Source organism: Yoonia ponticola (assembly GCF_014199395.1).
In the GTDB taxonomy this organism is placed as follows: Bacteria; Pseudomonadota; Alphaproteobacteria; order Rhodobacterales; family Rhodobacteraceae; genus Yoonia; species Yoonia ponticola.
Window position 1 is genome coordinate 141,065 of sequence record NZ_JACIJM010000002.1, and the last position, 20,264, is coordinate 161,328.

21 protein-coding genes are annotated in these 20,264 nt (G+C 55.0%); 1 reads left to right on the forward strand and 20 read right to left on the reverse strand.

What is annotated here, in order from left to right; genetic code table 11:
- Position 1: 1 nt before the first annotated feature.
- The 9 genes from FHS72_RS03545 to FHS72_RS03585 form a co-directional block, all read right to left on the reverse strand.
- The gene (locus FHS72_RS03545; RefSeq protein ID WP_183525686.1) at positions 2–1,009 is read right to left on the reverse strand and encodes a flagellin; all 1,008 of its coding nucleotides are present in this window, start codon (positions 1,007–1,009) and stop codon (positions 2–4) included.
- Positions 1,010–1,011: 2 nt separating this feature from the next.
- Entirely contained in the window at positions 1,012–2,448 is a 1,437-nt protein-coding gene (gene flgK, locus FHS72_RS03550) for a flagellar hook-associated protein FlgK (RefSeq protein ID WP_183525688.1), read from the reverse strand.
- 23 nt (positions 2,449–2,471) lie between these two features.
- Positions 2,472–3,785, reverse strand: a complete 1,314-nt coding sequence (locus FHS72_RS03555) for a flagellar hook protein FlgE (protein WP_183525692.1) — start codon at positions 3,783–3,785, stop codon at positions 2,472–2,474.
- 82 nt (positions 3,786–3,867) lie between these two features.
- On the reverse strand, positions 3,868–4,716 hold the full coding sequence (locus tag FHS72_RS03560) for a flagellar motor protein MotB (RefSeq protein ID WP_183525694.1): 849 nt from the start codon (positions 4,714–4,716) through the stop codon (positions 3,868–3,870).
- 80 nt (positions 4,717–4,796) lie between these two features.
- Complete coding sequence (locus FHS72_RS03565; protein WP_183525697.1) at positions 4,797–5,567, reverse strand: FkbM family methyltransferase; 771 nt, start codon at positions 5,565–5,567, stop codon at positions 4,797–4,799.
- On the reverse strand, positions 5,564–5,965 hold the full coding sequence (locus tag FHS72_RS03570; protein ID WP_183525700.1) for a DUF6165 family protein: 402 nt from the start codon (positions 5,963–5,965) through the stop codon (positions 5,564–5,566). The genes FHS72_RS03565 and FHS72_RS03570 overlap by 4 nt, the downstream gene beginning before the upstream one ends.
- Positions 5,962–7,332 carry a tetratricopeptide repeat protein gene (locus FHS72_RS03575; protein ID WP_183525703.1) on the reverse strand — a complete coding sequence of 457 codons (1,371 nt, stop codon included), beginning with the start codon at positions 7,330–7,332 and terminating at the stop codon, positions 5,962–5,964. Before FHS72_RS03575 ends, FHS72_RS03570 begins: the two co-directional genes overlap by 4 nt.
- Positions 7,333–7,338: 6 nt before the next feature.
- A complete protein-coding gene (locus tag FHS72_RS03580) occupies positions 7,339–8,124 on the reverse strand; it encodes a hypothetical protein (protein ID WP_183525706.1) in 786 nt (261 codons plus the stop codon).
- A 63-nt stretch (positions 8,125–8,187) separates the two neighbouring features.
- Positions 8,188–9,873, reverse strand: a complete 1,686-nt coding sequence (locus tag FHS72_RS03585) for a glycosyltransferase family 4 protein (RefSeq protein ID WP_183525709.1) — start codon at positions 9,871–9,873, stop codon at positions 8,188–8,190.
- A gap of 200 nt (positions 9,874–10,073) precedes the next feature.
- Between FHS72_RS03585 and idi the strand changes: the two genes are divergently transcribed.
- The gene (gene idi / locus FHS72_RS03590; protein WP_183525712.1) at positions 10,074–10,595 is read left to right on the forward strand and encodes an isopentenyl-diphosphate delta-isomerase; all 522 of its coding nucleotides are present in this window, start codon (positions 10,074–10,076) and stop codon (positions 10,593–10,595) included.
- A gap of 27 nt (positions 10,596–10,622) precedes the next feature.
- On the opposite strand, the gene FHS72_RS03595 is transcribed toward idi, so the two are convergent.
- The 11 genes from FHS72_RS03595 to FHS72_RS03645 all read right to left on the reverse strand — a co-directional run bounded on the left by FHS72_RS03595 (position 10,623) and on the right by FHS72_RS03645 (position 20,253).
- Complete coding sequence (locus FHS72_RS03595; protein WP_183525715.1) at positions 10,623–11,252, reverse strand: CDP-alcohol phosphatidyltransferase family protein; 630 nt, start codon at positions 11,250–11,252, stop codon at positions 10,623–10,625.
- Positions 11,253–11,309: 57 nt separating this feature from the next.
- Positions 11,310–13,289: a hydantoinase/oxoprolinase N-terminal domain-containing protein gene (locus tag FHS72_RS03600; protein WP_183525718.1), complete on the reverse strand. Its 1,980-nt coding sequence runs from the start codon at positions 13,287–13,289 to the stop codon at positions 11,310–11,312.
- A gap of 166 nt (positions 13,290–13,455) precedes the next feature.
- On the reverse strand, positions 13,456–14,448 hold the full coding sequence (locus tag FHS72_RS03605) for an ABC transporter substrate-binding protein (RefSeq protein WP_183525721.1): 993 nt from the start codon (positions 14,446–14,448) through the stop codon (positions 13,456–13,458).
- Between the two features lie 58 nt (positions 14,449–14,506).
- Positions 14,507–15,346 (reverse strand): ABC transporter permease, encoded by an 840-nt coding sequence (locus tag FHS72_RS03610; protein WP_183525724.1) that lies wholly within the window; start codon positions 15,344–15,346, stop codon positions 14,507–14,509.
- The gene (locus FHS72_RS03615) at positions 15,343–16,263 is read right to left on the reverse strand and encodes an ABC transporter permease (protein WP_183525727.1); all 921 of its coding nucleotides are present in this window, start codon (positions 16,261–16,263) and stop codon (positions 15,343–15,345) included. Before FHS72_RS03615 ends, FHS72_RS03610 begins: the two co-directional genes overlap by 4 nt.
- Positions 16,264–16,302: 39 nt before the next feature.
- Positions 16,303–17,148, reverse strand: coding sequence for an ABC transporter ATP-binding protein (locus FHS72_RS03620; RefSeq protein ID WP_246414460.1), 846 nt, complete (start codon positions 17,146–17,148; stop codon positions 16,303–16,305).
- A gap of 16 nt (positions 17,149–17,164) precedes the next feature.
- Positions 17,165–17,662: a hypothetical protein gene (locus FHS72_RS03625; RefSeq protein WP_183525731.1), complete on the reverse strand. Its 498-nt coding sequence runs from the start codon at positions 17,660–17,662 to the stop codon at positions 17,165–17,167.
- Complete coding sequence (locus FHS72_RS03630) at positions 17,659–18,009, reverse strand: hypothetical protein (RefSeq protein ID WP_183525734.1); 351 nt, start codon at positions 18,007–18,009, stop codon at positions 17,659–17,661. The genes FHS72_RS03625 and FHS72_RS03630 overlap by 4 nt, the downstream gene beginning before the upstream one ends.
- Entirely contained in the window at positions 18,006–18,482 is a 477-nt protein-coding gene (locus FHS72_RS03635) for a hypothetical protein (protein WP_183525737.1), read from the reverse strand. The genes FHS72_RS03630 and FHS72_RS03635 overlap by 4 nt, the downstream gene beginning before the upstream one ends.
- A gap of 8 nt (positions 18,483–18,490) precedes the next feature.
- Positions 18,491–19,948: a dihydropyrimidinase gene (gene hydA / locus FHS72_RS03640; protein ID WP_183525739.1), complete on the reverse strand. Its 1,458-nt coding sequence runs from the start codon at positions 19,946–19,948 to the stop codon at positions 18,491–18,493.
- Positions 19,949–19,971: 23 nt separating this feature from the next.
- The gene (locus FHS72_RS03645) at positions 19,972–20,253 is read right to left on the reverse strand and encodes a hypothetical protein (RefSeq protein ID WP_183525742.1); all 282 of its coding nucleotides are present in this window, start codon (positions 20,251–20,253) and stop codon (positions 19,972–19,974) included.
- Positions 20,254–20,264: the final 11 nt, after the last annotated feature.

Sequence of the window (20,264 nt, forward strand, 5' to 3'; positions counted from 1 at the left end):
TTCAACGCAAATACCCCACAAGACTCAGTTGAGAAAGTCGGGCTGTCAAAGTGTAATGAGTTTCGAGCTGCAATTGCACGGCTTGAAGTTCTGAAGCAGTTTCAAACGGATCCGCTTGAATTATCAGGTTCCGAGCCATGCTTAACGCTGAAGCCTCAGCGCTTTGTGAAACCGCGAACCGCTCTGTTTCGCTTTCGGCGGTGCCGACCCGTGCCTGAATCTGCGTCACGTCAGTCGCCGCTGCTTGTAGCATGATGCCGCCTTCGAAGAGTAAATCGGTCTGTGTACCCTTGTCTAATCCAGTCAAGTTTTGCGAAAGCGCCGCGACGACTGCCCCCTTTAAAACGGCGCGAATGCCAGGATCATCGGCACGCGCATCAAGCGAAATTTTTATCCCCGCATCCAAGCGGCGTTCAGCGTGGTCGCCAGTGTCGCCAGTATATCCTAGCATCGCGTAGCCGCCTGCAGGGTCCTCGAACCAAGTTTCGACAGTTGCAATTATTGTCGCTTTGTCAGTGGCCCCCCCGATTTGTGCAGCAATATCAGCCAACATAGCGTCCGCTGAAATGACGGGCGTCTGGTCGACAGCAGTGCCAGAAAACAGGCTTTCATCACCCAGTCGCGTGTTGAGTGTGCTGATTAGGCCGTCCAGCCTCGCGCGAGCGTCATCTCCAGCCTGTTGCACTTGAAAATCGGGACTTTCGGCGTTGATCGGTATGAGCTGTTCAGCCAGTGCGCCCCGTTGTGCATCGAAATTAGTTAATGCTGTTTGCATGGTTGAAAGCGTGAGTTGCGTTTCTTTCGCCACAAAGGACAGCGATTCTAGAATTTTCAGGCGGTTATCAATAAAGCTAAAGCGCGCTGTATCGCCGCCAGTTGCTTTGACCTTATCGGTTTTTTCGCCGCTGCTTAATTCTGTCACAAGCGTATTAAGTGTTGTTTTTAATGCAACGTTTTGGCGGTTCAGTTGAAACTGCCGTACGCTGTCGCCGAGAGAAGAGAAATTCATATTCAAATCTCCAACAGGCGCGACATCATCGCATCGAGTGTTTGTAAGACGCGTGCATTTGCTGCGTAGGATTGTTCGATTTGCAACAGACGCTGCAGTTCTTGATCACTGTCGACGCCGCCAGCAAGTTCTGCTGATTTCAAGCTATCGAACCGTGCGGTTTCAAAGCCAAGCCTTTCTTCTGCATCTAACCGCAAGCGACCGATAATATTTATTTGCTCACTCGCGTGACCGATTCCGCTTTTTGCGGTGCCGCCACTTGGCAGAGCGACGGGATCGTTCAGGGCATTCAGCCATCGCTCAATTTGCGCGGTCTCGCCAACTGGACCTGTAGTTATTGCGTTCACGCCATCGCGCAGTCGCGACAATGCGCCGCCCTGACTTGGGGCGACAGACGCCTGCACAGTCAGGCGCGATGAGAGGCCCGTAATGTTCAGCGGATCGAATGCGGCCCCACGATCCGTGAACAGGCCTGGGTCGCCTGCGGTGAGCGTTGGGTCCGTCGTGGACGATTCAAATCGCTGCATGAGGTCCGCTGCAATTTCATCGAGGTTCGTTTGAAGCTCGACAAGAGTCTCATCGCGCAGGACAAAAGCCGCTTCGAGTGAGCCGCCCTTCATGCGCCCGTAGCCATCCCCTAGATCAAGTGGAGCACCGTTCAATGTGACCCCTGATAGGCCACCGGACGCCAATATCATGTCAGCGACAATGGTTCCGACAGGAGCAAAGCCGAAGGTTGCGGGCGATCCATCGATCAAGGCGATCCCGTTTTTCGTGTAGAGAGCGACCTGCCCATTGCCGCGGTCGATTTCAGTTAGGGCTACGATTGAGGTCAGTTTGTCGATCGCATTTTGACGTGCGTCAATGGCTGACGATGGGTCGTTACCCGCCCCCACCAGACGCAAAACGTCCGCATTCAGCTTTTCGATTTGCTGGAGTGTCGTGTTCAACGTGTCGACGTCTGACGCAATGGCCTGATCAGCCATAAGCCGTTGTGATTGGATCGCGTCAGCGTCTGAACGCATTGCAGTCGCCACGTCTTGAAGTCGCGACAGTACAGTTTCGAGGCGCTGCTCAGACGACGGATTGCTACTTGCACTGATCAACGATTGTTCCAAGGCTGCGAGCCTGCCGACGACGCCACTCTCGTCGCCGACAGTTCCGAACGCTTGTTCCAGTTGAGATAAAGCCGTCGCGCCGCGCTGCTGCGCGCCGACATCGGCCTCGGCGTTTCTGCGTTCGCGCAAGGTGCTTTGGTCGACGATGCGCGAAATTCCATCTATTTTGACCCCGCCAAGAAGGCCCGACGAAAGATTGATCTCTCGGACTCCGTAGCCATCTGTCATAACGTTGGACAGGTTTGAAGACACGACTTCTGCCATGCGTGCCGTTGCGGTCAAACCACCCGATGCGATGTTGAATGCACTTGAAATAGCCATGTCTTCTACCTTTCAGATAAGGGTTAGCGTTTGATGTTTGTGGTTTCTTGCAGCATCTCGTCCACGGTCTGGATGACCTTCGCGTTGGATGAATATGCGCGTTGCGTTTGGATCAAACTTGTCAGTTCGTTGGCAACATCAGTGGCAGATTCCTCACGTGCAAAACTCACGATGTCGCCCGTTGGACCGTCGCCTGCATCCCAAAGGAAAAATGAACCGCTATCCGTTGAAACGCGGTAGCTTTGCTGATCAAGCGCTTCGAGGCCATTCACGTTTGAGACGTCTACAAGTGGCACTTGATACAATACGACATTGATTCCGCTGTCAAAGGACGCTCGCACAAAGCCGTTTTCGTCCACATTAATTTCGGTCAGGCTGCCAACCGCTGAGCCATTCTTGGAAATCGACGTTGGTGCGAAGCTTTCCCCCAACTGCGTCAAGCCAGTCGCACTACCAAGCGTCCCGATTGCCAGTTCAAGCGGCCCACCGTCTACCGTTAGTGTCATTGATCCCGTGGCGGGATCATAATCGGTCGGCAGGCCGACACCGAAGTTATCCGCAACACTAAGAAGCTTGCCGCCGCCTGCCCGCGAAGGATCAAACACAAGTTGGTAATCGCCAACAAGCGCACCGCCAGATGCCGAGTCAAAAACCTGCAATTGCCATTCGTTAGCCGAACCGGTTGCAGGGACCACCGGCGTAAACGTCATGCGCAGGTCGGCAGATTTTCCAAGGTTATCAAAATATTCAATCGATAACGTCTCATCGCCGGTCAATGACCCTGCTTCGGTCGACGTTGCAGGTAGGTTCACGCCAAGGTCGATTTTGGTCGTCGGCTGACCGGCGAATTGGTTCGTGTTGATCTTGATCGGTTCAAGGCCGACAACAGAATCACGCGGGTTCGCTGGGATAGTGCCATCCGCGTTCGCGGGCCATCCAAGCAAGACCAGCCCTGCTGGCGTGCGTAAATAGCCGTCTTCGTCAGGTCTAAATGATCCGGTTGTCGTCAAAAGGAGAGGGTTATTTCCATTGCCAACGCCGATAGATGCTGAAGTTGTCACAGGCAACATCCCGCGGCCACGCACGGCTAAGTCGGTTGAGTTTGATGTTCCGACAAGCGGCCCGCTTTCGTCAATCAACCGCGTGGTTGTCGTACTGACCCCGCCAGCGGTGTATTTACTGCTGCTATTGTCGATCACCAGTGACTGAAAATCGGTCACTGCACGTTTGTACCCGTATGTTGACGAGTTCGCGATGTTGTCTGAGATCGTCGCAAGTCTGTTGGCGTTGGCGGCTAAACCGGCAACACCTGCGTTGAGGGAAGAGGAGATCGTCATATCGGGGCCTTTCTGCTTCAGGAATGACTGCTTTCCACAGCCATATCTGTTTCCTCTTAACGCCCCCCTAACATCGCCAATTTTAGATATCGCTTCGCAGCACGATGACTTCGATCCGATTGTTGCGCACGTCAGTAGTGTCTTCGGTGACGGGATCGCGGTCGGCCTCGCCAGTTGTCCGCATGATTTTCTGCGGATCGTACCCATCAGCCTCAAGTAGTTCGCGCATTTTTGCAGCACGTGAGGTGGACAACGCCCACACAGAGTTTTCCCTGACAACAATGGGTTGCGTGCGAACATGACCTTGAATGGCGAGCGGATTATCGACGATGGGGATAATGTCTGCCAAGATTTCCGCGATGTCATAAGCGACGGGCATCGGGACGTCGGTTCCGGGTTCGAACAGGGACGCATCCGGCAGGTCATAGAATTCGATTACGAGCCCTTCGTCCGTCTGCCGGGTCACGATATGCCGCAGTGCTTTTTCAGCGATCGCGCTTTCGCCACCGCGCCCGATCAGGATTTCTTCGAGGTTTTCGAGCGCTTTGACACGTGATTCTTCTTCGCCGCCAGCTTGGGCCTCGTTCGGGTCTTCGGCGGAATTTATCTGCTCGCCAGAGTGCCGCATACTCGCGCCTTCACCGTCTTGCGATAGGCGCGATTCCGCGCTGGTGCTGTCGCCGCCAAACATGCCTTCGCCGCCGCCAGACGAACGGTTGATCGTGACCGTTGGCGCAAAGTAGTCGGCGAGCCCCGCCTTTTGCTGATCGGTTGACGCATTGAGCAACCACATCAACATGAAAAATGCCATCATCGCGGTTACGAAGTCCGCATAGGCGACCTTCCACGCGCCACCATGATGACCGCCACCTTGGATGACTTTTTTCTTCTTGATAATGATTGGCCGAGTATTGCCAGCAGCTGCGCTCATGTTGTCCATCCTTTGAGTGGCGTGAAGCCAAGTAGAGGGATGGACGTAAAGAGGGTCTTAAATACTGACTTTTATGAGATTTATTGGCTCTTGCGGAGCGCATAAATTTCGTCAGGACCGCAGAAGTCGATTAAGTCGTAATTGTGTTCGTGCATCAGATCGAGAATATCGCGGTTCCCGATGTTGTTCTCGATCGACCAGACCCCGACGCGATGATCTGCGAAGGGAAAGCCTTGTAACGCGGCCAATTCGCCCCCTTCGATATCGAGAGAAATGAAGTCGGGATGCTGGATTTTCGCCTCGTTAAGGATCGCCGCGAGCGGCTTTGTAGGGACTTTGATTGTGGTCTCTTTGTGGCGCGGGTTCTCGCGGACACGTTTGAGCATGGCGTCATCATAACTATTCGATAAACCGCTCATTTGAGTAAAACCTTCGGTAACGGTGATAAAGTCGGCCGTTCCTTCCTGATCTGCCACCGCATAGCCGAGACAAGGACAACTACGGGCTGCTTTGGCGCGCGTCAGATTCGCAGCGACGGGTTCAACCAGAACGCCCGTCCAGCCGCGCCATTTCTCGAAAAAGATCGTGTTTGAGCCGGTCACGCCGTCGTAACCGCCGACGTCGATGAACGTCCCGCCCGTCTTTTGTTTGAGAATACGGTCGACGACGACATCTTGGCCTGCTTGCGACATGAATGCGTAGCGGGGTGATAACATTTGCCGGATTTCGTGGACTTTACGGTTAAGATCAGCGCGTTTGCGGCTTTTCTCGCCCTTTAATGCTTGGCCAATTTCAGATTGTGCTTTCGTCAGTTCACGACGTATTTCGTCCAAGCGCCTTTGAGAGATCATGCCGTTTCCGATGATGAGTAATAGGATTTCTCTTCGACGATAGCAGAGCCTAACAGAAGGTTAATCTCTTTCTTGATCGCGGCGCGTTCGTCGTTGGTCACGTAGACCGCACGCGCCAACGCCACAAAACCGACGCCAAAGTCGCCGCGTCCTTCAAATGCACGAATGTCGTCTTCGATGACCCAGAGGTCAGCGTTAATACTATATAGTTTCGTCTGAAGCTGGTGCAGAGATTGCGATTGCGGCAACGCGGCATCCGCGACGCCTTGCAGCACCTCTAGCTCATGCCGGACATTTGCCAGTTTCGTCGCGTCCTTGATCCGTTCGCTTTTGATCTGAAGAATGGTCAATTTGTCGATCAGTTCGCCCGCGGCGATGGGTACAAGAATCTCGGTCATGCTCGGTCTCCAATTTTTGCACGCAGGGCGGTGCCGACCTCTGTTAGTACATCGGTCCACGCGAGGGCGCTAGTTTGCCGGAAAAGGCGCATATTCGGATACCAATCAGTCGTGTCACCAGCGTGTCGCCAGACCCAAAACGGGTCCCAGTGCAGGATCGTCCAAGTTGGCACACCGAGGCTGCCCGCCAGATGCGCCGTTGCCGTATCCGAACTAATGACGAGGTCCATTTGTTCCATCATTGCGGCGTTATCGCCAAAATTTCGCTCAGACGCGGCTGCATTGATGATGAAAGCATCGCTACCGTCAGCTTCATACGCCGCCAATGCCGGACCTTTGTAGAGCGAAAACAGCTGCACACCTGCGATATCCGCCAGCGGTAGGAAGTCCGTGTGCGAAAAGGACCGGAACCCGTTGCCCTTGTAAGTGACAGAGCCGGACCAAATGACGCCGACCTTGAAGGCGTCTTGATAAGGAGCAACGATCGCGGCGGCACGGTCGTGTGCAATGGCAGGGATTTGCAGTTTCGTCGGCGCTGGGATTTTGTCGGTCTGCGCAAAGTGGATCGCGGCCATGTCCATCATGTTGATCCAGCAATCGACAGGTGCGTCTTTGCCCAGACTTGTGCCAACCCAATCGGCGCCTTCTAACTTTGAAAACAACGGGTAAACCGGTTTTTCTGTCAGCACCCAAACGGTTGCCCCCAAAGCCTTGAGAGCTGGTAAAAAGCGCATGAACAGGATCGCGTCGCCGAACCCTTGCTCTGGCAGAACAAGGATGGTTTTGCCCGCAAGCGATTGCCCGTCCCATTCAGGGAACGGTTGATCGTGGCGTTTTAATTCTTCGGTATCCCACCGCACGCGGTACGTCTGAAACGCCTGATTATACTGCCCTGCACCCAGCTGAGCGAAGGCGAGCTGCATCTGCAATTCTGTATCTTCGGGATGATCTGGAATGACCGTTTCGAGGTATTCTATCGCCCCGAGATAATGCCCCTGCCCGCGCAAACAGCGTGCAATCATCGACTTTTGCGTCACATCATCGGGGTTGTGTTCGAGTATCCATCGCCGTGCCGCAATCGAGGCTTTGTAATGCCCCAAGTCACTGAGGATATTCGCATAATTGTTCCGTAGCCCAACATCATCGGGCGCGATGCGTTGCGCCCGTTCTTGCGCCCGTAACGCCTGTAAATAACGTCCTTGCTTGCGGTGCAATGCGCCCAAGTTTGACCAGATCGCAGCATCGTTCGGAACCTGCGCCAGATAGGTCGCATAGGCCTGCAATGCCTCCGGTGCGTTATCGACGTGCGCCTTGTGCGCAGCGCGGCGCAGCACCGCCTGTTCTTGTGTCACCCTTGGGATAGCCATCGCGGATCAGCCGCCCGATTTACGATTGATTGGCTTTACAAGCGTTTCGGGCCGCCGCGCCTCTGCCGCTTCGAACAAGGAAAACGTCTGGTTAACGTAGTTCACTGCGCCGGAAATCAGGTCCATGTAATCGGTCAAATCTTTGGTGACTTCGACCTCTGACATGACGACGCTGCGGTCTTGCGGCAGTGTTTCGAAGGTTGCGTAAAACAATGGATCGCCGCGGCTGATTTTGATCGGCTTGGTGATGTCATGCCATTCAAAAGCCCACATCAGCGGGCGCGGCCAGACGTTGATCGGGAAGCGTCCGCCAAAGATCGTGCCCGGTAGCGGGTCCTTGGCGTAGTGCATGAAGGGCGCGACCTGCGACATGTAGACCGGTTCGTCCGCGATAAAGACGTAAGGCAGTTCCAGCTGGATCGATGGCACATTGGGATAGCGCCATTCAGCCTCGCTGGTGATGTGCAGTTTCTGGCCCAACTTGTTGGCCCTGATCGCGCTTGTTTCGCCAGCAAGATTGCGCAGCACGGGCTTGCCGTCTTTGTCGCGTGCAAAGCCGATGTTGATATCAAACGGGCATTTAACAGCGAAATAGCGGCTTTCGAGATTGATCACAGCAGGGCAACGGGACGCGGATTTAGCGTGTTTTTTATTCATGTCAGCTGACCGCACGCGCATCGGGGCATCGTAAATGATGCCGCCTTTTTGGGTCGTTAAAAACCAGCCGACCTGAACGGGACCAGACTTTGCATCAGATCCACGGGTATTTTCAAAACTCACTGACAACTGCATATGCTGTCCTTTTTACTGCTCTCAAATGCCAATATACGACTTAGAACGTGCGTAAGGCGGAAACTAGGCGTTACTTTGTTCTAACCCGTGAATGGTAATGAAATCGTATTTCGCCAAGAATAAAAGTGTCCCGATCGTCGCCGCGCGCGAAAAGCCGAGTATTTCCGCGATCTGCGCCGCGTCTGTTTGGTTAAGTTTCGCTACAGTTTCGGCGACTTGCAAGGTTTTCGCGTCCGGTAACAAGCGACGTTTATATAGGTCGCGCCCGTTCACCGCATCGAGCGTCTTTAGCCCGTCTGCAGTGAGGTCTTTGCGATGCGACACGATCATTTGCGACGGGGCCGATTGCGTTGGATAAGCGCGGTACAGATGAAACGGGTCGATTTCGATTGGATTAACCGCGTGCCCTGTCATGCGAGGCGTTGTCGGACTTGCATTCTGACGCATCGCCGCCAATTCATCCGCAAGCTGTTGATACTGCGGAATAACTGCCTGCCAATCAAAGTTGTTTCGCACGTGGCGTGCACCGGCATCTCCCATGCGTTTACGCAGGTCAGCGTTTGTGACGAGGTCAGTCAAAGCCGCGATATAAGCCCGCATGTCGATCACGGTTTGCTGCTCGATCATCATCAGATATTGCAGGTATCCATCCATGCCGTTGGCGTGTCGCCGCGCAAAATCGCGGCCAATGTGACTGGAACCTGCCATCATCGTCGGGATCAGAAATCCGGTTTCGCCATGGACCACGGTATCGCGCAAGCCGTCCCAGTCGGGCATCACGACGGGCAAACCTGCAGCCATGGCTTCGACCGGAACGAGGCCAAATGTTTCCTGAATGTTATCAACAGGAAGCGTGAAAATATCCGCCCCTGACCAGATATCACGGCGTACATCCGCATCACGCCCGTCAATAATGTGCACGGTCACGGATGGGCAAAACGCCTTTGCGCCTGCCGTGTGGACATCACGTTCCTCGTCGCGACTGGCCCATCCGACCATCCAGAAATGAATGTTCTTTCCGGTCGCCTGTGCGATTTCTTCGAGTGCGATGAATAACGGGACGGGGTTTGCTTTTTCGGCAACGGTCAACCGCCCCATCGACATCACGACAATCGTGTCGTCATCTGCCTCGTATTTCGCCCGCAACGCATCCCGCACCGCAGCATTATGGGTAAAATCATCCGCGTTAATCCCAAGGGGGATAACGGGCAATTGCGGGGTTGGCACGCGGGATGCGCCGAACCGATCTTTGATGTAGCCAACCTGTTGATCCATCTGCGTTTTCACAACGGATTTCACCGCGTTCGATGTGCAGATGATCGCGTCCCAAGGCTCTACCGGTTCCAGCATTAGGTTCAGCAGACCTTCTATCACGCGTCGCGTCGACACCGTATGCGTGATCCCGACAAGCGAGCAGGCGGTCGGGTCAAAATGGTGCCGCCGCCATGCCGCATCAAGATAGCCAGGACCGGGAAAAAAGATGCTGCCGAACCGCGTGAAATCATCGACGCTACGCAAAGCGATGCCGTCGATGGGCCTGTCGCAGCCTAGATGACTGGCCGTCGTCCTGAATGTTTCGATGTCCTGTTTGCTTTGGCTCAGGACGTTAACGTTGTCACCTGCTGTGTGATTAAGATAACCGCACAGGAATGATTGCCCCGACGATCTGCGCCCAACAAGGTCTTTTCCGTCACCTTCAATGGCATCGGAATGAAAGAAAATCGCCATAGACGACGGGGGGATGGACATACAAATACCTAACACAGTGACACCTCAATGTGTCCAGAAACCACTGGACCTTCAAGGACCCTCGCGCGTTGGTTGATATTTACGCTGGCAGTGGCGTTGACGTTCGCGTGCTATATTGCCAAATGTCGGGAAAGATCCCGAATGACGTTGAAAGTTAAGACCTTGGCAACCCCTTATGAAGTACTGTCGATGGTGCGCGCATGACGATCATGATTCCTGCTTGGGTAAATGGCACACTGACTCCAGTCGAAAAGCTGGATGCCCATGTGCGTGGATTGAAACATAAGGCGGTCAGCGTCTTTGTGATGGATGGGCGTCAGGTGCTGATCCAGCAACGGGCGATAGGGAAATATCATACGCCCGGGCTTTGGGCGAACACCTGCTGCACGCATCCTGAATGGGATGAAGATGACGCTGTTTGTGCGCAGCGACGATTAAAAGAAGAGTTAGGGATCGTTGGGGTTTCACCGGTTTACCGCGATACGATTGAATATCGGGCAGATGTCGGCGGTGGATTGATAGAGCACGAGGTTGTTGCGGTTTTTGTAGCGGAAGCGGCGCCGAATATGACAGTTTCGCCGAACGCTGAAGAGGTGATGGCAACCCGCTGGATTGATGTTGATGAACTTGCCGTCGATGTTGAAAGGCACCCCGACCTATATACGCCGTGGTTGCGTATCTATTTGGCCGATCATTTGGGGTTAATTATCGGCGACGACTAAGATTGGAAGCATGCAAGTATTTCAACTTTACTCGCCTAATTGGTTCATTTTTGGCGCAAAAGTTCGATATGCACCGTAAACACGCAGTGCACCCGTTGCAAAACAAGCAAGCCCAAAGGCATAGGCCATCGGTGCAAACCATGCTGGCGCAAGGCAAAGCAGCACAAAGAATGCGATGGTTTCGGCACCTTCGAGAATGCCATTAGAGTAATAAATCGACTTTTCGCCCTGACTGCTGGTTTCGATATTATGCTTTTCGGCCAAGATCGCAAACCCAAGGAACGAGGTGCCGTTGAAGTAAAACGACGTCAGCAAGAACGCACCGGCGATCCCGTTCGAATCCGGGTTCATGACTACAAATGCCAGCGGTATCATGCCGTAGAACAGAAAATCTGCTGCAATATCAAGGTATCCGCCGAAGTCTGTTTTCTGCGTTGCCCGTGCGACAGCGCCGTCCAGTCCATCCGCAAGGCGGCTTAGCAAAAGCGGGATCAACGCCAACATCGGACACCCGAATGCAATCATCAGCGCCGCGATGATACCGATCACAAGCCCAACCAATGTCGTGGCATTGGCCGTGACACCGCGCCGCGCAAGGGTCCGGCCCGAGGCGTTCAGAGGTGGATCGATATAGGTGCGAAGGCGACTGTCAAACATTGTATTGTTTTGACCTATCGCCTCAGTTCGCGCAACGGCGGTGACGATATTGTGAGACTACGTAACCGCAATTCGAGGCCGCCCGTGGGCTGTGACCTTGATTGTGGCCTCGATAAACATGGGTTGATTTTCGATAGTGACCTCTTTGATGTTACGGTCGATTGTCAGGCGGATATCTTCGACACCAGCGGCGCGGGCTTTGGTGCTGGCAGTTTGCGAAAGCTGTGTTTCAAGCGCGGCGAGGGCTGTGTTTTTGTCGGTGTATCCGGTGCCCAATGCTGCGAAATGGCCTGGACCGTTGCTGGTGACTTGACCGACTTCGTGCATCGCGACCTGCCCGACGACCGCGCCAATTGCGTTTGCGACACCCGCATATTCTGGCAACACCATACGCGTATTCAATCGCTTACCAACCGCGCCATAGTACGATGCCGCCGACGCGCCCAGCCCGATGACTGGAACGCCCAGCTTGAGAGACGTTTCAATCACGCCACGATGTTGATCTAGACCCGCTTTGGTTAACGGATGATTGCTAAGCGCTGTCCGCTCCACATCCCAGTCGCGACCGTCTTCGGCAAAGGCCGCATCAAGCAGACAATCCACGGTCTGTGCCGTGAGTTGGTCGATAATCATTTGCGCAAGGTGCTTTGCGTCAGGCGCAAGGCGGTCGCCGCTGCCGCTGCGTTTTCGGGCAAACAGGGTTAACGCCTTTTCAGCGGCGTCCGTATCCCATGTGTCAGCCTTACCTAAAACATGCGCCGCATCGGATGGCGTGACGCCTGCGAGCATTGCCAGCCCACGCGTGACTAATCGGCCTAGCGCAGGGCCCTCCATCCGCGTCGTGACCGCCTGACCGTAGCGCACAGGACCGTCTTGCAATCGCTCGGCGACACCGGTTTCTCGTGGGTCGAGCCCCTGCGGGAATGCAGACCAAAGCGGGATCACGATCTGACCGCCGTCAATTGCGGGGGACGGCAGGCCCAACGCTTGGTCCAATGCCAGATGCACGACGTCGGGGTAATGGTGCGCGGCCAATGCAATCGGCATCAAGCGTCGCGGCCCGAGGCGCAGCCCGGCCTTTAACCCTTCAATAACATGCACTTCGCTATCGCCGCCAAGTCCGGTCGTTCGCATTGCCACCGCTTCGACCATCGTGCGATAGGGGCCGACACGCGCACCCTGCGGATCAATCTGCGGGCGACCGTCGCGCAAAAGGCAAACATCCGTCGTCGTACCACCAATGTCGCTGACCAGCGCGTTCTGCTCGCCTGTTAACCATGCTGCACCAGCAATTGACGCGGCAGGCCCACTAAGAATCGTTTCAATCGGTTTTTCGCGGGCAACAGCGGCGGACACCAACGCCCCGTCACCGCGTACAACCATCAGCCGCGCGTTGATCCCTTTATCCGCCATATGCGTTTCACACGCGGTGATCAGCGCATCAATCATCCCGATGAGACGCGCGTTCAACAGCGCGGTCAAAGCGCGTTTTGGGCCACCTAACGCCGAAGATAATTCATGTGAACATGTTACGGGCAGGTCCGTCACAGCGCGAATATGATCGCGCACTTCGATTTCATGGGCCGGATTGCGCGTCGCGAAACTACCTGCAACCGCATAGCCAGTGACCCCAGTTGGCATCGCGGCCTTTAATGCTGTTAAATCAAGCGCTTGCAGCTCGGCACCAGCATGAGAATGCCCACCTTGCAGGAACACAACAGGATCACCGCGCAACGCATCCTTAAGGCCAGCGCGTTCCAATTCCGCCGCCTCGAACCCGATCAAGATCAATGCAACGCGCCCGCCTTGACCTTCGACCAGTGCATTTGTCGCCAAGGTCGTTGATAGCGAAACCAGCGCCACATCCGCCGGATCGACGCCCGACAAAACAGTATCCATCGCAGCACCAACACCTTGCGATAGATCCGGGCGCGTTGTCAGCGATTTTGCAGAGGCCACGATCTGATCCGTCGCCTCGTCCAAGATCACCGCATCAGTATATGTGCCGCCGGTATCAACGCCCAAAAGATATGCCATGTGATCTCTCCTTTGCTTGTCGATATGACTAAACCCACACCGCTTGCCAGTAGAAATGCGCGGCCTCGCTTCTTTGACTTTCTTTAAATCCCCGCCGGAGGCATCCGTCCCAACAAAAAACGCCCCGGCCCGAAGGCCGAGGCGCATCATCGCAACGATTAACGGTTTAGTTCAATGCAGCATCCGTGATGGCATGTGTCCATGCACCCTCTGGTTCCATCGAAATCACAGGATCAGAACCGCCAGCCAACAGTGTCGCCACTGTCCGCTCGTAGTCTGCAACGTCCAACGCACCGTTCGATCCGGCTGTTAGCTTGCCAACTTCGGTCATCATCCGCACCTGCGCGGCCTCGTTTTGCGCACCAGTTTCGTCGTTATCCAAAACGATGTTTGCCGCTTCTTCTGGATTGGCTTCAGCGTATTTCCAGCCCTCCATGGATGCCCGCACAAAGCGCACCATTTTGTCGACGAACACTGGATCATCAAGGTTATCTTCCAGCACGTAGATGCCGTCTTCTAGCGTGGCAACGCCCTGCTCTTCGTATTTGAACGTGATCAATTCCTCAGGGTTTACGCCCGCATCCAGCACCTGACCGTATTCGTTGTAGGTCATCGTCGAGATGCAATCCGCCTCGCGGTTCAACAGCGGATCGACGTTGAAACCTTGTTTCAGAACCGTCACGCCGTCTTCACCACCGTCGGTCGAGATGCCTTCTTGCGACATCCATGACAGGAACGGATATTCGTTGCCAAAGAACCAAACGCCGATGGTTCTGCCTTTGAAATCTTCAACGGATGTGATGCCAGTGTCTTTCCAGCAGGTCAGCATCAGGCCCGATGTTTTGTAAGGCTGCGCGATGTTTACAACTGGCAAACCTTTTTCACGGGCGGCCAATGCGGATGGCATCCAGTTCAGCATCGCGTCAGCGCCGCCGCCCGCCAAAACCTGCGGTGGTGCAATGTCGGGGCCACCAGCCAAGACGGTCACATCAAGACCCTCGGCCTCGTAAAACCCTTTGTCTAGCGCCACGTAATAACCCGCGAATTGCGCTTGTGTGACCCATTGCAATTGCAACGTCACTTCGTTGGCTTCGTCTGCCATGGCGGTTGTGCCGCCCAGTGCTGCCGTGATTGCAGCGGTCATCATTACCTTTTTCATATCTCTCTCCTTGTTCAAATATGCGCGCCATTTTGGCGTCGTTATTTATCGTCGTTTTTTATCGCTGTGACGGGTGCCAGAATGTCATCCGTTTTTCGATTAATGTCATCGCGCCGTAAAACGCGCTTCCCGCGAGGGCTGCGACCACAATCTCTGCCCAGACCATGTCCAGCGCAAGCTGTCCAAAGCTGGTTGATATCCGAAAGCCCATGCCAACCGTGGGAGAGCCGAAAAATTCAGCAACAATTGCCCCGATCAGTGCCAAAGTGGTCGCGATTTTAAGCCCGTTGAAAATGAACGGCATCGCGGCAGGCAGGCGTAATTTGAAAAGCGTCGGCCAATAGCCCGCGCCGTAGGTCCGCATCAGGTCGCGTTGCATCGCACTTGTGTCCTTGAGCCCCGCTACCGTGTTTACGAGGATCGGGAAAAACACCATCACGGCCACGACAGCAGCCTTCGATTCCCAATCGCTGCCCAGCCATTTCACAAAGATCGGCGCGGTGCCCACGATGGGTAGTGCTGCCATAAACCCACCCACAGGTAGAATGCCACGCGTCAGGAAATCAGACCGATCCGCAAGCACGGCCACACCAAATGCAGCAATCCCGCCAATGACATATCCCGTCATGGCACCTTTAATAATTGTTTGATGGAAGTCCGCCCACAAACGCGGCCCTTCAACCAACAGCCGCGCACCGATGGACGATGGCGCAGGCAAGATCACCGGATTGACGTCAAAGCCACGCACCAGCAGCTCCCAAACCAGGATCACGGTGATACCAAAGATCGCCGGGATCAAGATTTTCACGATTGGGTGGTCAGACTGTGCGCCCTTTGCCAGCTTCACATTCAGCCACCAACCAGCGGCCCAGATCGCTATTGCGTAGAGAATAATCATGTCGCGGCCATCCCCATGCGCTTTAAGGTGATGCGCTCGATCACGCTAAATAATCCGACCAAAGCCGCTGCCGTCAACGCCGCTGCAAATAATGCGGCCCACGACACAAGCGGTTGCCCGTATTGATCGCCGACCAACATGCGTGCGCCAAACCCTGCTTTGGCCCCTGTGGGCAGTTCGGCCACGATCGTCCCGACGAGAGATGCGGAAATGCCGATCTTCAACGACGCGAACAAATAGGGCGCTGATGCTGGCAAACGCAGCGCCCAGAACCCTTGTGATTTCGACGCATTATAGGTCCGCAATAGATCAAGCTGCATGGCATCAGGACTACGCAGCCCCTTCACCATGCCCACAACCACCGGAAAGAATGACAGATAGGCGGCAATAATCGATTTCGGAAACAACCCTTGGATACCCATCGAGCCGAGCACGACGATAATCATCGGAGCAAGCGCAAGAATGGGTATAGTCTGGCTGACGATTGCCCATGGCATCACTGATTTATCCATCACGCGGCTGTAAACAATGCCCACAGCCAGCAGAATACCAAGGCTCGTCCCGATCAAGAACCCGAGCAATGTCGGCGCGAGCGTCACCCAACCGTGGTACACAAGACTGCGCTTTGACGTGATTTTCTGGCCAATGATCGTCCGATACATCTCGCCCGCGACTTGATGCGGCGACGGTAGCCGTGGCCGCACAAACGTATAAGTTAGCGGGATCAAATGCGCGTTGCGCAAAGCCAAACCAGCACCTGAAAATTCCTGACGTGCCGCAGGTGTATCAGGTGTCACAACCAAGTCGTCGCGCTGTGCCTGATCGGCGACCAAATGCATGTTCATCGGCGGCACGCAGACCACCCAAAACAGCAAGATCGCACTGATAACTGTTAAAACCGGAAGGATCGATTTCATGCGCCACCCCCAGCTTCATTTCGCCAAAACAACTCAATCCTACACATCATCAGAATGCCCCGCCCGCAAACCGTCACGCACCCGATGGGCAATCTCGATGAATTCAGGGCTATCACGAATTTCGAGCGGTCTTTCGCGTGGCAATGGGCTGTCGATCACATCCGAGATGCGTCCCGGACGCGGGGACATCACGACGATTTTGGTCGAAAGGTAAACGGCCTCTGGGATCGAATGTGTTACAAAGCCAATAGTCTTTTCGGTACGTGCCCAAAGCTTGAGCAGTTGTTCGTTCAGGTGGTCGCGGACGATTTCGTCCAGCGCCCCAAAGGGTTCGTCCATCAGTAGGATATCCGCATCAAAGGCCAGCGCTCGCGCGATCGACGCACGTTGCTGCATGCCCCCAGAAAGCTGCCAAGGGAATTTGCGGTCGAACCCGTTGAGGTCCACCAGATCAAGTACACGTTCGATCCGTTTCGCCTGTTCGGCTTTGTCGAAGCCCATGATCTCTAACGGTAGTCGGATATTTCCGCCAATCGTCCGCCATGGGTACAGACCCGCCGCTTGGAAAACATAACCGTAGGCCCGCGCACGGCGCGCCTCGTCCGGTGTCATTCCGTTGACCGAGATATCGCCTGCCGTTGGTGTTTCTAACCCCGCGATGCAACGCAGGAACGTCGTTTTTCCGCAGCCTGATGGCCCGATGAAGCTGACGAATTCGCCTTTTCCGATGTCCAGATCGACGTTTTTGAGCGCGTGGATCGGCCCGTCGTTTGTTTGAAATGTCAGATCAAGGTTTCGCGCCGTGATCACAGTCGCCCCCGACGCCGCAGCCGCCCGTGATCCGGGGGTGAGTTGTTTTGCGGCCAATTCTGCGACTGTGGGCATGCGGTATCTTTCTAATTCAGGTCGTATAAGTATCTTGCGGTCCAACAAAAGCCGCGACGGTCATGGCAAGCGGATGGTGCAAAATCCATTGTGGCGCAGGCGCGCCTTCGGGGTATTGCGGCCAGCCATTCGAGTTCGCCACGGGGATAATTTTAATCAATCGGCGCGGTCCTGATGTGTGAAATTCCAACATCATGACTTCGTTTTTCATCGTATCGACGGTGTAGCCATTGGCGAGCAATGCTTCTTCGGCTGTGCGTGTGTCGGGGCCCATTTCGTCGGGGTCCCAGTCCGCCGCATGCCCCGCCATTTGCGTGTAACGGCGGAAGGTCCAGTCGTCGTATTTGGGCGCGGATTGCAGGTGCGCCACGGTATATCCCATCGACAGTTGCCCTGCGTTGAACCCCATGCAGCGTTCCACATCAAAGCGGTTTTTGCCAGCAATCGCGCTTTGCTGCGTGATGATACCCGCCTCGAAAATCGTGCGGCCAATGGGGATTGGTGGCGTCGTCATGGCGCCTCACACACTGTGATTTCGGTTTCAAATTCAGGGTAGGCTTCGGGGTGGATCAGCAGCGTGTTCTCGTCCTCTGTGGTCATGATCATGTAGTAATCTTCCCACGTCTCACCTTCGCCAGTGCATTCGACTGTCACCACCGTAGCACCGGAGCCGACCTGCAATGCACCTGTGACGGGACAGGTGCTTTCGACCCGTTGGATCGTGTTTTGGTCGTAGAGGTAGAGGCTGTCGGTCTGGACCGGATCACCCGCGAGCCAAGCGCAGCCTGCCTCGTCGCCGTAGACTTGGGCAATGCTGAAAGTCGGTAAAACGCAAAGCGGTAATATGAGGCTAAACTTCATAGGATAGCTTCCCCTGCTGGAATATGGCGTCCACCGCCTGACAATGACCGTTCGACAAATAGATAAAGAACGCCACTAAATATGCCGACTGCTACAAATTGGGCGTAGATCGAAACGACGCCGCCTGCCAACGGTACGTCGATCAGAGAAAAATTCTCTGTATACAAGTCTTCAGCGAGCGCGCAGGCAGCGGTCACCCCACCCGCAAGACCAGCCGCAAAGTATGTTACCCAATTCATTAGGCCCGCGAAGAGACGGGACAGCAAAAAGACCGGTAGGCTTGACAGAAAGCCAACCAAATAAGCGAAAACCGCAAAAGTCATCGTCGATTGGGCCACTTCTAGTATGCTCAAATCAGGTTCTTCCCCTAAACGCTGAGCCTCCGGCCATAAAAATGCGCCCGCGATAACGATCGCAATTGGCAGGACCGCGATGCAGTATCCAATAACGATTGATATCAAAAGGCGCACCATAGATCTGATTAAACCCCAGTCGCCGGAATGCCAGACCGCTGCACAGGCCGTGGTGCTGTCAGTTCTTTCCATGACGACAATGCACGGTTCACGGGTGTGTTGCCTTCGCGTTTCACGAATTTGCCGGAACCTTCTTGGGTCCGGATTTCGCCATCGTGGACTGCGACATGGCCGCGTGTGAGGGTGAAGCGCGGTAGGCCTTTGACTTCTTTGCCCTCGAAGACATTGTAATCAATCGCGGATTGCTGGCTGCTGGCTGTGATTGTTTTGGTTTTTTCAGGATCCCAGACCACGAGATCGGCGTCCGCCCCGACAAGGACCGCGCCTTTTTTCGGGTAGCAGTTTAAGATTTTAGCGATGTTCGTGGATGTGACGGCCACAAATTCGTTCATCGTCAAACGGCCAGTGTTGACGCCATGCGTCCAGAGCATCGGCATCCGATCCTCAAGCCCGCCGGTGCCGTTCGGGATTTTTGTGAAGTCGCCAACGCCGTAGCGTTTTTGTTCGGTCGAGAATGCACAATGGTCGGTTGCCACGACGGACAATGTTCCGGCCTGCAGACCCGCCCAAAGGCTGTCTTGGTGCTGTTTATTCCGGAAAGGCGGGGACATGACGCGGCGGGCGGCGTGGTCCCAATCTTTGTTGAAATACTCGGATTCGTCGAGCGTGAGGTGCTGGATCAGCGGTTCGCCCCAGACCCGTTTGCCTTGCATTTTCGCGCGGCGGATTGCCTCGTGCGCTTCTTCGCAGGACGTATGCACGACGTACAGAGGCACGCCCGCCATGTCAGCGATCATGATCGCGCGGTTGGTTGCTTCGCCTTCGACTTGGGTTGGGCGAGAATAGGCGTGTGCCTCTGGTCCGGTGTTGCCTTCGGCGAGCAGTTTCGCGGAGAGTTCCGCGACGACATCGCCGTTTTCGGCGTGAACCATCGCGATGCCGCCGAGGTCAGCGAGGCGGTTGAAGGATGCGTATAATTCGTCGTCATTCACCATCAACGCGCCTTTGTACGCGAGGAAGTGTTTGAACGTGTTGATGCCGCGGTCTTTGATGACCGATTCCATTTCGTTAAAGACCTGTTCGCCCCACCATGTCACGGCCATATGGAACGAATAGTCACAATTCGCGCGGGTCGATTTGTTGTCCCACATTTGCAACGCGTCATGCAGGCCTTGGCCCGGTGACGGCAGTGCGAAATCGACAACCATCGTGGTGCCGCCAGCAAGGGCCGCACGCGTGCCGGATTCGAAGTCATCCGTTGAATAAGTCCCCATAAACGGCATCTCAAGATGCGTATGGGGGTCGATGCCACCGGGCATGATGTAACAGCCGGTGGCATCAAGTTGTTCGTCGCCCGTCAGGTTCGCCCCAATTTCGATGATCGTGCCGTTCTCAATCAGCACATCAGCCTTGTAGGTCAGGTCTGCTGTGACAATGGTGCCGTTTTTGATCACTTTGGTCGTCATTGGGTTTCTCCTGCGGTTCGGTATTAGGCTTCGGGACAGATCGGATTTGTGCCGTCGAAGGACACAGGCCGGATATCGTCGCCAAAGCGGTAGAAGTAGCAGCCGTCTTGGATTTTCACGGCGGATGCAGGGATGCCTTCGGGCAGGGCTGCGGAAACTTCGGCTGGGAATGGTTGTGTCGCGGCCAGAACCGGACCCGGCTCTACGGGCCGTTCTGGCAGTGAAATTACAATCGGGCTTGCGCAAGCAGAGGCCAGAGACACGAAGGACAGAGCAGCAAGTGTTTTGTATGTGATGGAAAACATGGGCGTCACTT

Excerpts from the sequence above, each read along its gene's own strand:
- FHS72_RS03600 (WP_183525718.1), bottom strand. The coding sequence starts at position 13,289 with ATGGCATATCTTTTGGGCGTTGATACCGGCGGCACATATACTGATGCG.
- FHS72_RS03565 (WP_183525697.1), bottom strand. The coding sequence starts at position 5,567 with ATGATCTCTCAAAGGCGCTTGGACGAAATACGTCGTGAACTGACGAAA.
- FHS72_RS03635 (WP_183525737.1), bottom strand. The coding sequence starts at position 18,482 with ATGGTGCGCCTTTTGATATCAATCGTTATTGGATACTGCATCGCGGTC.
- FHS72_RS03545 (WP_183525686.1), bottom strand. The coding sequence starts at position 1,009 with ATGAATTTCTCTTCTCTCGGCGACAGCGTACGGCAGTTTCAACTGAAC.
- FHS72_RS03585 (WP_183525709.1), bottom strand. The coding sequence starts at position 9,873 with ATGTCCATCCCCCCGTCGTCTATGGCGATTTTCTTTCATTCCGATGCC.
- hydA (WP_183525739.1), bottom strand. The coding sequence starts at position 19,948 with ATGACGACCAAAGTGATCAAAAACGGCACCATTGTCACAGCAGACCTG.
- FHS72_RS03625 (WP_183525731.1), bottom strand. The coding sequence starts at position 17,662 with ATGACGACGCCACCAATCCCCATTGGCCGCACGATTTTCGAGGCGGGT.
- FHS72_RS03615 (WP_183525727.1), bottom strand. The coding sequence starts at position 16,263 with ATGAAATCGATCCTTCCGGTTTTAACAGTTATCAGTGCGATCTTGCTG.
- FHS72_RS03605 (WP_183525721.1), bottom strand. The coding sequence starts at position 14,448 with ATGAAAAAGGTAATGATGACCGCTGCAATCACGGCAGCACTGGGCGGC.
- FHS72_RS03575 (WP_183525703.1), bottom strand. The coding sequence starts at position 7,332 with ATGGCTATCCCAAGGGTGACACAAGAACAGGCGGTGCTGCGCCGCGCT.
- FHS72_RS03645 (WP_183525742.1), bottom strand. The coding sequence starts at position 20,253 with ATGTTTTCCATCACATACAAAACACTTGCTGCTCTGTCCTTCGTGTCT.
- FHS72_RS03570 (WP_183525700.1), bottom strand. The coding sequence starts at position 5,965 with ATGACCGAGATTCTTGTACCCATCGCCGCGGGCGAACTGATCGACAAA.
- FHS72_RS03610 (WP_183525724.1), bottom strand. The coding sequence starts at position 15,346 with ATGATTATTCTCTACGCAATAGCGATCTGGGCCGCTGGTTGGTGGCTG.
- FHS72_RS03595 (WP_183525715.1), bottom strand. The coding sequence starts at position 11,252 with ATGTTTGACAGTCGCCTTCGCACCTATATCGATCCACCTCTGAACGCC.
- FHS72_RS03630 (WP_183525734.1), bottom strand. The coding sequence starts at position 18,009 with ATGAAGTTTAGCCTCATATTACCGCTTTGCGTTTTACCGACTTTCAGC.
- FHS72_RS03620 (WP_246414460.1), bottom strand. The coding sequence starts at position 17,148 with ATGCCCACAGTCGCAGAATTGGCCGCAAAACAACTCACCCCCGGATCA.
- flgK (WP_183525688.1), bottom strand. The coding sequence starts at position 2,448 with ATGGCTATTTCAAGTGCATTCAACATCGCATCGGGTGGTTTGACCGCA.
- idi (WP_183525712.1), top strand. The coding sequence starts at position 10,074 with ATGACGATCATGATTCCTGCTTGGGTAAATGGCACACTGACTCCAGTC.
- FHS72_RS03555 (WP_183525692.1), bottom strand. The coding sequence starts at position 3,785 with ATGACGATCTCCTCTTCCCTCAACGCAGGTGTTGCCGGTTTAGCCGCC.
- FHS72_RS03560 (WP_183525694.1), bottom strand. The coding sequence starts at position 4,716 with ATGAGCGCAGCTGCTGGCAATACTCGGCCAATCATTATCAAGAAGAAA.
- FHS72_RS03580 (WP_183525706.1), bottom strand. The coding sequence starts at position 8,124 with ATGCAGTTGTCAGTGAGTTTTGAAAATACCCGTGGATCTGATGCAAAG.